Origin of the sequence: Arthrobacter sp. SLBN-83 (assembly GCF_006715285.1) — a bacterium.
In the GTDB taxonomy this organism is placed as follows: Bacteria; Actinomycetota; Actinomycetes; order Actinomycetales; family Micrococcaceae; genus Arthrobacter.
This window is the reverse complement of record NZ_VFMX01000001.1, coordinates 2,988,577-3,000,201: the sequence shown is the minus strand read 5'-3', so window position 1 is coordinate 3,000,201 and position 11,625 is coordinate 2,988,577. Positions and strand designations below refer to the sequence as shown.

At 65.8% G+C, this 11,625-nt stretch carries 12 protein-coding genes; 3 read left to right on the top strand and 9 right to left on the bottom strand.

Annotation, left to right across the window (positions count from 1 at the left end; translation table 11 throughout):
- Nucleotides 1-9 precede the first annotated feature (9 nt).
- Nucleotides 10-993 carry a beta-ketoacyl-ACP synthase III gene (locus FBY30_RS14015; RefSeq protein ID WP_142133407.1) on the top strand — a complete coding sequence of 328 codons (984 nt, stop codon included), beginning with the start codon at nucleotides 10-12 and terminating at the stop codon, nucleotides 991-993.
- Nucleotides 994-1,066: 73 nt separating this feature from the next.
- Here the strand turns inward: FBY30_RS14015 and FBY30_RS14010 are convergent, their stop codons facing one another.
- The 3 genes from FBY30_RS14010 to FBY30_RS14000 are packed head-to-tail and all read right to left on the bottom strand — an operon-like array spanning nucleotide 1,067 to nucleotide 3,560.
- Complete coding sequence (locus FBY30_RS14010) at nucleotides 1,067-1,495, bottom strand: HIT family protein (protein WP_142133406.1); 429 nt, start codon at nucleotides 1,493-1,495, stop codon at nucleotides 1,067-1,069.
- Complete coding sequence (locus tag FBY30_RS14005; RefSeq protein WP_142133405.1) at nucleotides 1,492-2,649, bottom strand: NAD(P)-dependent alcohol dehydrogenase; 1,158 nt, start codon at nucleotides 2,647-2,649, stop codon at nucleotides 1,492-1,494. The genes FBY30_RS14010 and FBY30_RS14005 overlap by 4 nt, the downstream gene beginning before the upstream one ends.
- On the bottom strand, nucleotides 2,646-3,560 hold the full coding sequence (locus FBY30_RS14000) for a sulfurtransferase (RefSeq protein ID WP_142133404.1): 915 nt from the start codon (nucleotides 3,558-3,560) through the stop codon (nucleotides 2,646-2,648). The genes FBY30_RS14005 and FBY30_RS14000 overlap by 4 nt, the downstream gene beginning before the upstream one ends.
- Nucleotides 3,561-3,692: 132 nt before the next feature.
- Between FBY30_RS14000 and FBY30_RS13995 the strand changes: the two genes are divergently transcribed.
- A complete protein-coding gene (locus FBY30_RS13995) occupies nucleotides 3,693-4,805 on the top strand; it encodes a PLP-dependent cysteine synthase family protein (RefSeq protein WP_142133403.1) in 1,113 nt (370 codons plus the stop codon).
- On the opposite strand, the gene FBY30_RS13990 is transcribed toward FBY30_RS13995, so the two are convergent.
- The gene (locus FBY30_RS13990; protein ID WP_142133402.1) at nucleotides 4,802-5,458 is read right to left on the bottom strand and encodes an MBL fold metallo-hydrolase; all 657 of its coding nucleotides are present in this window, start codon (nucleotides 5,456-5,458) and stop codon (nucleotides 4,802-4,804) included. The two genes, FBY30_RS13995 and FBY30_RS13990, sit on opposite strands and share 4 nt — an antisense overlap.
- Nucleotides 5,459-5,573: 115 nt before the next feature.
- Here FBY30_RS13990 and FBY30_RS13985 point away from each other — a divergent pair, with 115 nt between their 5' ends.
- A complete protein-coding gene (locus FBY30_RS13985) occupies nucleotides 5,574-6,035 on the top strand; it encodes a Fur family transcriptional regulator (RefSeq protein WP_142133401.1) in 462 nt (153 codons plus the stop codon).
- On the opposite strand, the gene FBY30_RS13980 is transcribed toward FBY30_RS13985, so the two are convergent.
- The 5 genes from FBY30_RS13980 to FBY30_RS13960 form a co-directional block, all read right to left on the bottom strand.
- Nucleotides 6,013-6,897: a metal ABC transporter permease gene (locus FBY30_RS13980; RefSeq protein WP_142133400.1), complete on the bottom strand. Its 885-nt coding sequence runs from the start codon at nucleotides 6,895-6,897 to the stop codon at nucleotides 6,013-6,015. The two genes, FBY30_RS13985 and FBY30_RS13980, sit on opposite strands and share 23 nt — an antisense overlap.
- A complete protein-coding gene (locus FBY30_RS13975; protein WP_142133399.1) occupies nucleotides 6,897-7,712 on the bottom strand; it encodes a metal ABC transporter ATP-binding protein in 816 nt (271 codons plus the stop codon). Before FBY30_RS13975 ends, FBY30_RS13980 begins: the two co-directional genes overlap by 1 nt.
- Nucleotides 7,713-8,696 carry a metal ABC transporter solute-binding protein, Zn/Mn family gene (locus tag FBY30_RS13970; protein WP_142133398.1) on the bottom strand — a complete coding sequence of 328 codons (984 nt, stop codon included), beginning with the start codon at nucleotides 8,694-8,696 and terminating at the stop codon, nucleotides 7,713-7,715.
- Nucleotides 8,697-8,834: 138 nt separating this feature from the next.
- Nucleotides 8,835-9,905, bottom strand: a complete 1,071-nt coding sequence (locus FBY30_RS13965) for a hemolysin family protein (RefSeq protein WP_142133397.1) — start codon at nucleotides 9,903-9,905, stop codon at nucleotides 8,835-8,837.
- The gene (locus FBY30_RS13960) at nucleotides 9,902-11,236 is read right to left on the bottom strand and encodes a hemolysin family protein (protein WP_142133396.1); all 1,335 of its coding nucleotides are present in this window, start codon (nucleotides 11,234-11,236) and stop codon (nucleotides 9,902-9,904) included. The genes FBY30_RS13965 and FBY30_RS13960 overlap by 4 nt, the downstream gene beginning before the upstream one ends.
- Between the last annotated feature and the right edge of the window lie 389 nt (nucleotides 11,237-11,625).

The window sequence follows — 11,625 nt, the reverse complement described above, 5'->3', positions numbered from 1 at the left end:
GAGGAACACATGAAGCTCACGCTTGCCCAAGGTCCGGCAGGGACAGAGATTGCCGGGCTCGGCCATGCCCAGCCCGCGCGCATCATGGACAACCATGAACTCGAAGGCATGATGGACACCAGCGATGAGTGGATCCGCCAGCGCACCGGCATCGTGACCCGGCACATCGCCGGTGAAGGCGAAACCGTGGTGGACCTCGCAATCCCCGCAGCCCGGATGGCGCTGGGCGATTCGGGAGTCGCTGCGCAGGACATTGACCTCGTGGTGGTGGCCACCACGACGGCGGCCGAGCGGTCCCCGAACACTGCGGGCCGGGTGGCCCAGGCGCTTTGCCTGGGCAGGGACGGCCGGGGACCGGCGATCATGGACGTCAACACAGCCTGCTCCGGGTTCGAGTACGCCCTGGGCGTGGCGGACCAGGCCATTCGCAGCGGCAGCGCGTCCCACGCAATTGTGGTCGGCGCCGAGACCCTCTCAGCCGTGACGGACTGGACGGACCGTGCGACGGCGGTGCTGACCGCCGACGGTGCCGGCGCCGCCGTCGTGCGCCCGTCCAACACGGCCCGCATTGGCCCGGTGGTCTGGGGCTCGGAGGGCGGCATGGCTGACGCTGTCACCATCTCCCCGCCATTGGGCAGGTTTTCGCAGAACGGGCGTGAAGTGCTGCGCTGGGCCCTCACCAAGGCCCCGGAACGCGCCCGCGAAATCGTGGCGCGCGCCGGCTTGTCACTGGACGACATCCAGGTCCTCGCCGCGCACCAGGCCAACCTGCGCATCATCGAACCGCTCGCGGACGCTCTGGGCCTGACGGACCGGATCGTCATCACCGACGTGACGGAGTCGGGTAACACCTCCGCCGCCAGCGTGCCGCTGGGGTTGAGCAAATGGTGGCACGCCGGGAAGATCCCGGCAGATGTCCCCGCACTGCTGTTTGGATTCGGCGGCGGATTCACGTACGCGGGCATGGTGGCCATGACGCCGCGCAGGGACTGAGCCTTCAACGCCGTGCCGGGGCGCTAAACGCAGGCCCCGGCCGCGCCCTCCGCAACGGCGGGCGCGGAGCCGGCTATGACGCCGGAACAAACTCCCCGTAGCCGGCTGCGCGGAGGCCGTCGCGCAGCTTCTGCGCGTTGGCGTCCAGCACTTCAGGATCCGGGTTGTGGTCCGCGGAGCCGAAGTCGAAGTCGGCCATGCTTCGCGACGGCCAAACGTGCACGTGCAGGTGGTTGACCTCGTAGCCGGCCACGATCAGGCCCGCACGCCGCGCCCCGAAAATGTCCACCTGCACTGCGCCGATGCGCTGTGCCACCTCCATGACTTTGGCGAGGGTCTCCGGCGAGGCGTCCGTCCAGCGGTCCACTTCCTCGGTGGGAACCACCAGCGTGTGGCCATCGGCGAGCGGGCCTGTGGTCAGGAAGGCCGACACGTCGTCCTCCCGCCAAACGAACCGGCCCGGGATCTCACCCTTCAGGATCTTCGTGAACAGCGTGCTCATGCGTTTGCCTCCTCGGCGGCTGCCTGCAGCGTGCTGGTATCCAGCACGAACCGGTACTTTACGTCTCCAGCGACCATCCGGTCGTAGGCCTCATTCAGCTGGCCGGCGGACACCATCTCGATGTCGGCCACCACGCCGTGCTCCGCACAGAAATCCAGCATTTCCTGGGTTTCGGCGATGCCGCCGATCAGCGAGCCCGCATAGGCGATCCTGCGCCGGATCAGCGACCCCGGATTGACCGGCGGCATCGCTTCCGACGGCAGGCCCAGCTGGAACAGGGCACCGTCCACGCGCAGGGTGCGGAAGAACGGGTTCAGGTCGTGCGGGGCGGCAACGGTGTCGATGATGAGGTCGATGGTGCGGTCCGCGGCGGCCATCGCGGTTTCGTCCCGGGAGAGGACCACCTCGTCGGCCCCCAACTCCAGCGCAGCGGCAACCTTGGACTCCGAGGTGGTGAAGACCACCACCTTCGCGCCCATGGCCTTGGCGAGCTTGACGGCCATGTGGCCCAGTCCGCCGAGGCCCACCACGCCCACCACGTCGCCTTCTTCGACGTCAAAGTGCCGCAGCGGGGAAAACGTCGTGACGCCCGCGCACAGGAGGGGGGCGACGGCGGCCGGGTCCAGTGAGTCCGGAACGCGCAGGACATAGCGGCGGTCCACCACGATGGACGAGGAGTAGCCGCCCTGGGTGATCGTGTCGCCGTTCCTGCGGTCCTTTGCACCGTAGGTGCCGGTCATTCCCTTTTCGCAGTACTGCTCCAGGCCGTCCAGGCAGCTGTCGCACTCGCGGCAGGAGTCCACCAGGCAGCCCACGCCCACCCTGTCGCCCACGGCAAAGTCGGTGACGTCGGACCCGATCCTGCTGACTGTTCCCACGATTTCGTGGCCTGGCACCAGCGGGTAGGTCTGGCCGCCCCATTCGCCCCGGGTGGCGTGCACATCCGAGTGGCACAGTCCGCAGAAATCGATGGCGATCTCAACGTCGTCCGGTTTGGGCGCGCGCCGCGCCACGGTCAGGGGGACCAATCCGCTGTCTCCGGATACTGCACCGTAGGCTGCGGCGAGGGCACCGGCTTCCGCTGCGGCACCGGCTTCGGCGGCAGGAACAATGGGTTTGGCAAAGGGCGGTGGTACGGGGCGTCCTGGTGTCATAGTGCGACGCTACCCCCGGCTCCTGCGGAGTTTCCAGCCGGCGACCTGCCCGCCCCGGCGTCCGTCCCGCCGCCGCCCGGTTCCGGGCCAACGGCAACCGGCAGTTCCCGGCGGTTGGACCATTCCGAGAAAGAGCCGGGATACAGCGCTGCCCGGTACCCGGCAAGTTCCAATGCAGCAACCTCATGGGCTGCCGTGACTCCTGACCCGCAGTAGACCGCCACCGGCGTTCCCTCCTGGACCCCGAGGTCCTCAAACCTCCGCCGCAGCTGCGCTGCCGGCAGGAACCGCCCGGCGGCATCCACGTTGCCCGTCGTGGGGGCACTGACCGCACCGGGGATGTGGCCGGCGCGGGGATCCACGGGCTCAATCTCGCCCCGGTACCTCTCCCCTGCCCTCGCGTCGAGCAACAGGCCGCTGCGCGCCCAGCCGGCGGCAGCACCGGCGTCGGCCACGGGCATGTGCCCACTGCCCAGCTCCACGTCACCGGGCTTGGGCTGGACCGGGCCCGACTCGAGCGGGAGTCCGGCCGCCCGCCAAGCTGCCAAACCGCTGTCGAGCAGGCAGACATTGGAGAGTCCGGCGTCACGCAGCATCCACCACAGCCTCGCCGCCGCCATGTTGCCGCTGTCATCGTAGCCAACCACCACGTCGCCGTTCCGGATTCCCCAGCGCCGGGCCGCCTCCTGGAACTGTTCCGGCGCCGGCAGCGGATGCCGCCCGCGGTCCGGAACCGCCGGATCGGAAAGCTCAGTGGCCAAGTCGACGAAGACCGCGCCCGGCAGGTGTTCCGCCAGGTAGTGTTCATGGCCGTGAGGATCGCCCAGCGCCCAGCGCACGTCCAGCAGCACCGTACGGTGCCCGCCGGCAAGCCTGGCCTCAAGTTCCGCGACGTCGATCAACGGCTTCATTGGACTCCTTACGCCTTGTACTGCGAACCACGGCTCGTACTGCCACTGAGGCGAGTACTGCCACTGAGGCGAGTACTGCCAACGGGTCCCACTCTAGACGGATGGCCTGTGGGCCGCGGGTAGGCTTGATTGGTGACGATCGAGGGCAAGGCCGGCAACAGCAGCAACGGAAAAGACCGGGAGTGGGCCGACAGCGCCATCCGCACCATCAAAGCGGAGAACAACCGCTCCGCGGACACCCACCTTTACGCGGTGCCGCTGCCGGAGCACTGGGGCATCCAGCTGTACCTCAAGGACGAGTCAACGCACCGGTCCGGCAGCCTCAAGCACCGGCTGGCAAGGTCCCTCTTCCTGTTCGGTCTGGTAAATGGCTGGATCCGGCAGGACACCACCATCGTCGAGGCTTCCAGCGGCAGCACGGCGGTTTCGGAAGCGTATTTTGCCCAGCTCCTGGGACTTCCCTTCATCGCAGTCATGGCCCGCACCACCAGCCAGGAAAAGATCGCCCTGATCGAGCAGTTCGGCGGCTCCTGCCTGCTGGTGGAGAACGCATCGGACGTGTATTCCGTGGCAGAAGACGTGGCCGCTACCTGCAACGGGCATTACATGGACCAGTTCACCTACGCGGAGCGGGCCACGGACTGGCGTGGGAACAACAACATCGCCGAATCGATCTTCGGCCAGCTCAGCCTGGAACCGCACCCCGTTCCGGAGTGGGTGGTGGTGGGCGCGGGCACGGGCGGAACCAGCGCCACCATCGGCCGGTACCTGCGCTACCACTCTTATCCCACCAAGCTGCTGGTGGTGGACCCCGAAAACTCCGCGTTCTACCCCGGCTGGCTGGGTGGGGCGGATGGACAGCCCACCGGCCTGCCCTCGCGGATCGAAGGCATTGGCCGGGCCCGGATGGAGCCGAGCTTCATCCCCACCGTTATCGACCGGATGGTCCGGGTACCGGACGCCGCTTCGGTTGCCGCAATGCGGCACCTGGACTCCTACGCCGGCCTGCATGCCGGCCCGTCAACGGGCACCAACCTTTGGGGCGTCTGGGAAACAGTCGCGCAACTCCTGTCCGAAGGCCGGCAGGGCAGCGTGGTTTCCTTGATGTGCGACGGCGGCGACCGGTATGCGGGCACGCACTGGAACCAGGAGTGGCTGGCTTCCCAGGGGTTGGATCCGGCGCCCTACGAAGCGTCAATTGCGCGCTTCCTGGACACCGGGGAATGGAGCGGGGAGCCGGCCTAGACTTCCACGGACTCCCGCGGGGCCAGGTGCCGGTATTCCGTGCCGTACTTGGCTCCGATCCGCTTGACGTGCCCTTCGACGATGCCCAGGCCGTTGTCGTTGAGCAGCCCGTCGTGGATCTGGAACGCGCGCGGCGCCCGCACTCCAATCACGAAGTCCACCACTTCCGCGGACTTGCTCCACGGTGCGTGCAGCGGGACCAGGAGGGTTTGGACCTCCAGGCCGTCAGGGATGATGAACGAGTCCCCCGGGTGGTAAACGTTGCCATCCACCAGGAAGCCGATGTTGGCCACCATGGGAATTTGGGGGTGGATCAGGGCATGCTGGCCGCCGAAGCTGCGGATGTCGAAGCCGGCAGCCTGGAACGACGATCCCGGTTCCACCGCGTGGATCCTGTCCGCTGCGTCCGGAGCTTCCCCGCGCAGCTGGCCCGCGACGCCCTCGGGCGCATACAGCGCCAGGTCCTTGTCCTTTTGCAGCGCTTCCACCACCGCCTCGGTGTCAAGGTGGTCTGCGTGTTCGTGGGTCACCAGGACGGCCTGGGCTCCTTCCAGTGCCTCGGCGGATTCGGAGAACGTGCCCGGATCAAGGACCAGGACGCCGCCTTCCTTCTCGAGCCGGACACAGGCATGGGTGTATTTGGTCAGCTTCATAGCGCCAGCCTAGGGTCCGTCCCGGAATGGTGTCCACGCACGCCGCCGGCAAATCCGGCTGCCGGACGCCGGCTGGTAATCTTGATGTCTGCCCCCCACGGAAGCGAGTTCGTCCATGCCGATCGGCGTCAAGGCTGATTCCGCCGCCCCATCCCCGGCAGGAGGCGGCAGGGAACAGCGCGTTACCAAACAGCGGAAAGCCGTCAGCGCAGCCCTGGACAGCCTCGATGACTTTGTCAGCACGCAGGAGCTTTACCGGATCCTGCAGAACCAGGGCGTCTCCGTTTCACTTGCCACTGCCTACCGGATCCTGCAGTCACTGGCGGACGAAGGCCTGGTGGATGTGCTGCGCAACGGCGACGGCGAGGCCGTATACCGGCGCTGCGCCGTGACCGGCCACCACCATCACCTGCTGTGCAGGAACTGCGGAAAGGCAGTGGAGGTGGAAGCACCGGCCGTGGAAACGTGGGCGGTGCGCATGGCGGCTGAACACGGGTTTACCGAGGTGGACCACACCGTGGAAATTTTCGGCCTCTGCCCCGACTGCACTGCCCTTAGGGCTGCCGGGAAACTGTAAGGACCCGCCCGTTGACGCCGCGGGCGTCGCGCACGGAGCCGATGATGCGGCACACCACATAAATCAGGAACGACAACGTGGTGACGTAGGGACTGATCGGGATCCGTCCACCCAGGGCCAGCAGGATGCCGCCCACGGTCGCTGTCACGGCGAACACCACGCTCAGGACCACCACCGGAACCGGTGACGACGTGACCCGCAGCGCCGCTGCTGCGGGCGTAATCAGCAGGGCAAGCACCAGCAGGGCCCCCACAACCTGGATGGACAGGGCCACACTCACACCCAGCACAATCATGAACACGATCCCCAGCGTGCGGACGGGGACTCCCCTGGCCTCGGCGAGCTCGGGGTCCACGCTGGCGAAGTTCAGCGGACGCCAGACGGCCACAAGCACAAGCACAACCACGACGGCGGTCCCCGCCAGCGCCTGCAACTGGACGGTGTCCACGGAGACGATCTGGCCGGTCAGCAGGCCGAATTTGTTTGCGGCGCGGCCTTGGTACAGGGATAAGAAGAGGATTCCAAGTCCCAGGCCGAACGGCATGATGACTCCGATGATCGAGTTCTTATCCCTGGCCCGCACCCCCATGAGGCCCAGCAGCAGGGCAGCCGCCACCGATCCGATGAGCGATCCAAACACTACGTCCGCCCCAACCAGCAGGGCGAAGGCGGCCCCCGCGAAGGAAAGTTCGGAAATGCCGTGGACCGCGAAGGCAAGGTCACGCTTCATGACGAACGTCCCCACCAGGCCGCCGAGCAGGCCCAGGATAGCCCCTGCCCAGATCGAGTTCTGGACGAGGACCAACAGTTCGCCGTAATTGTCGAAGTTGAAGATGGCACCCAAAATGCTGTCGGCGTCCATCAGGCCACCTCCCCTGCCAGCGTGTCCGCGTCGTGGTGGTGATGGGTGGTGGCGTCCGGCAGGCCGACCACGACGATCCTGCCGTTGGCATGGATCACCTCCACGTGGCTGCCGTAAAGGTCTGAAAGTACTTCCGTGGTCATGACCTCTTCCGGCGCCCCCACCCGGAAACGTCCCCCCGCCAAATAGAGCACCCGGTCCACGTAATCGATGATCGGATTGATTTCATGGGTCACGAAGACGACGGCACTGTCGTGTTCCCTGCTTTGTTGGTGGATCAGGGCACTGACCGCCTGCTGGTGGTGAAGGTCAAGGGACAGCAACGGCTCGTCGCAGAGCAGCACCTTTGGATCTGTCGCCAGCGCCTGGGCCACCCTGAGCCGCTGCTGCTCTCCGCCGGAGAGCTGGCCAACGGGGACTTTGGCGTAGTCGGAGGCTCCCACCAGTTCCAGCAATTCGTCCACCCTGCGGTTGGTTTTGCGGGCTGAAAGCCGGATCCCAAACTTGTGGCCGTCCACCCCGAGTGCCACCAGGTCACGGGCGCGCATAGGGGTATCCGGGGCAAACGACTTCTGCTGGGGAATGTAGCCGATCAGGCTGCTGCCGCATTCCACCGGATGGCCGTCCAGTGTTGCCTGTCCGGACTGCAGCTTTTGCAGGCCCAGCAGGACCTTAAGGAAACTTGTCTTGCCGCTGCCGTTGGGACCCAGCACGGCGAAAAACTCCCCGGGCTTGATGTCCAGGTCCAGGTCCTCCCAAAGTGTGCGCTGGCCGAATGCGAGGCACGCCCCTTTGAGGCTTACGACGGATTTCACCTAGTTTGTCTCCAAAACCTTGCTGATGTTGTTCACATTGTCCGTCATCCACTGCAGGTAGGTCTTGCCCTCAGGCAGGGTCTCAGTGAAGTCGACCACCGGAACACCTGCGGCTTCGGCCGCCTTTTTCAATGCCTCCGTCTGCGGGCCTTCCGTTTGGGCGTTGTAGGCCAGGAGGCGGACGGACTTCGAGCCAACCAGGTCCGTGGCCTCCTTCAGCACTGCGGGAGGAACGTCGCTGCCCTCTTCGATGGCAGCGGTGTACTGCCCAGGCGTGGCGTTCACCAGTCCCGCCTCTTCCAACAGGTACAGCGGAACAGGTTCCGTGACTGCAACGCGGCTGCCCGGCGCGGCCGCCTTCATGGCCTCCACCTTGGACTGAAGCTGCGACAGGGAGGACTTGAAGGAGTCCGCATTGGCAGTGAAGGAGGCGGCCGAGGCAGGATCCAGCGACGCCAGCTTGCCCGCAATCGCGTCGGCCACGCGTTCCATTGCGGGCAGGCTGTACCAGACATGCTCATTCAGGCTGCCATGATCGTGTCCGTCGTGCCCGCCGGCTCCCTCTGCCGGTGTTGCCGACGCACCGGCCGTGGCTTCCTCCGGGTGGGCAAGGCCGGAAATCTCGACGGCGGTCAGCACGTTTGCGCTGTCGATCTTGCTGCTCTCCACCAGGGTATGGATGAAGTCGTCGTAGCCGCCCCCGTTTTCAATGACCAACTTCGACTTGGACACGGCCAGCCGGTCCTGGGCGTTCGCCTCGTAGGAGTGCGGATCCTGCCCGGCATTGTTGATGATCGAGGTGACCCTGACCTTGTCACCGCCGATGGTCCGTGCGATGTCTCCGTAAACGTTCGTTGACGCCACCACGTTGATGCCCTGCGCCGCGTCCGGGGCCTGGGACTGCTGGGGGCTGCATGCACTGAGCAGGAGCCCGACGCCTGCCAGGGCGGCAAGGAAGGAGCTGGCGGTGGCTGTACGGCGCACGGAAAACCTCAGTTCACACAGAAAGGGAGGGCAATACAGCCAAGCGTATACCTAAATGCGAATGATTCCTATTTAGATTGTGGAACCGGACCGGCTGCCCCGTGGCGCCCCTGCGCAGCGGAGGAGCACCACGGGATGTCAACTGCCGTTCGGCTGACCCAGCCGGCGGATGCCGGTGGCCTGCGTTGCGTCCCGGATCTCGCCGACGAGTTGTTCGATGACATCCTCCAGGAAGAGGACACCCCTGGTATTGCCATCAGGACCGATCACCCGCGCCAGGTGGGAACCTGTCCGCTGCATGACGGACATGGCCTTTTCGATCTCATCGCCAAGGGAAAGGTTGGCCAGCGAGCGGACGCGGCTCTCGGCAATCGGCAGCTCGTAGCCTGACTCCGGGATGGACAGCACATCCTTCACGTGGAGGTAGCCGTACAGCATGTCCTCGTCATCCAGCATCGGGAACCGCGAGAAGCCGGTTCTGCTGACGGCCTTCTCAAACTCCACCGGGGTGGTGGAAGCCCCCAGCATGACGAGTTTCTCGAGCGGCACCATGATGTCCTCCGCAGTGTGCTCCGAGAACTCAAGTGCACCGGTGATCAGCCCGGCGTCGTCGTCAACCAGTCCGTGGCGGGTGGACTCCTGCACGATCGACTGCACCTCCTCCAGCGTGAAGGAGGAAGTGACCTCGTCCTTGGGCTCGATGCGCATCAGCTTCAGGATGTGGTTGGCGGACCAGTTGAGCGCTGAGATCACAGGGTGGACCAGGCGTGAGATGAACAGCAGGGGCGGAGCCAGGAACAGTGCCGCCTTGTCGGCCACGGACACCGAGATGTTCTTGGGCACCATCTCGCCGAACGTCACGTGCAGGAACGTCACCATCATCAGGGCCACCGCGAAGGCCGCAACGTCGGCCGCTTCCGCCGGCAGGCCCACGGTCTCCATGGGGACAGCCAGCAGGTGGTGGATCGCCGGCTCGGCCACCAGCAGGATCAGCAGCGAACAGACAGTGATGCCCAACTGTGCGCAGGCCAGCATCAGGGAGACGTTTTCCATGGCGCGCAAGGTGGTTTGGGCGCGCTTGGATCCGGTGTCAGCCAAGGGCTCGATCTGGCTGCGGCGCGCTGACATGATGGCGAACTCAGCGGCCACGAAAAAGGCGTTGCCCAGCAGGAGGAACCCCAGCCAGAATATTCCGGCCCAGTCGCTCATGGCTTGCTCCTGTCATTGGCATCGTGCGCAGCTGGTTCCGCCACTGGGTGGAAGCAGATGCGGTCAATCCTGCGGCCGTCCATCCTGGTGACGCTGAGGGTTCCGCCATTAACGTCCACTGTGTCGCCGACGAGGGCGATCCTGCCCAGCTTGCTCATCACGTAGCCGCCCACGGTTTCGTAGGCCGCTTCATCCGGAACGCTCAGGCCCGGGATCTGCTCGGACAGTTCGTCGGGCCGGAGGAGCCCCGGGAAATACCAGTCGCCGGAAGCGCTTTGCAGCAGTCCCGGGCGGACCCTGTCGTGCTCGTCCGCCACCTCCCCCACGATCTCCTCCACCAGGTCCTCGAGGGTGGCGATGCCGGCGGTTCCGCCGTACTCGTCCAGCACCACGGCCAACTGCAGGTTTCCTTCCCGCAGTTCGGCCAGCAGCGCATCCAGGTGGATGGTCTCCGGAACGCGCAGCACCTCGGTCATGATGGCGCCGGCTTCGAGGTTCTGCCGGCGTTCCCACGGAACGGCAACGGCTTTTTTGACGTGCACCAGGCCGCGGATGTCGTCGGCGGAGTCACCGATGACGGGGAACCGCGAGTACCCGGTCCGGCGTGCCGCGTCCACCACGTCGGACACCGGCTGGTCGGCGTCGATCGTCTCCAGCCGGATGCGCGGGGTCATCACGTCCGCCGCTGTCCGTGAGGAGAAATTCAAGGTTCGGGCAATGAAGTTGGCGGTCCCGGCGTCGAGCGTTCCCATCGCCGCTGACCTGCGGACCAGCGAGGCAAGCTCGGCGGGCGTCCGCGCACCCGAAATCTCCTCTTTGGCTTCCAGGCCAAAGACGTGCAGGATCCGGTTGGAGAAACCGTTGAGGACCAGGATGGCCGGCTTGAAGATCGTGGTGAAGACCAGCTGCGGCCCCGCCAGGGCCCGGCCCACGGGGAAGGCCAGCGCGATCGCCATGTTTTTCGGCACCAGCTCACCCAGGAGCATGGACAGCAGCGTCGCCAGGACCATTGCCAGGATGAGCGAGACGGACTGCACCGCCACAGCGGGAAGTCCCACGGCGGACAGCGGCGCCTCAAGGAGGCGGCCCACGGACGGTTCCATGACGTAACCGGTGAGCAGCGTGGTCAAGGTGATGCCCAGCTGGCAACTGGACAACTGGGTTGACAGGGACTTAAGGCAGGTGAGCAGGGGCACTGCCCCTGTGTCGCCGTCGTCGATTGCGCGCTGGACGGTGGGCTGGTCCAGGGCGATGAGAGAGAATTCGACGGCAACAAAGAACCCTGTGCCGGCGATCAGCAGCAAGCCTGCTGCAAGGAGAAGCCACTCCATTCAGCATCCCGCCTGACGTGCGGAAAATGCCTCAAGCGTGCTCAATAGGAAGGTTGGGAAGCTGTTTCGACCCGGCGGAGGATGGTCGGCAGATACCGATGCCTGGTCCGTGCGGGTTGCGGCAAGCTGGGCCGTTGGCTGGTGATGGGCGCGTTGTCGGGGTTTGCCGGCTCTGTGGGCGGACTGCGCGGCGCTTCTCTTCATGCTCCGCTGACAGCGCCCAGGCCGGCACCTAGATTTACTGTCCATAAGAATTTCAGTCTACAGGAGCACCCCTTGCCGCAAGGCCCCGCCGGACGGCGGAAAACGCCCGGTTCCGGCGGCCGGAAGGAGGCGAAGTCATGGCCCGGGGACATGGTGGCGGCACCGGAGAGCCGCCATATTTCTGC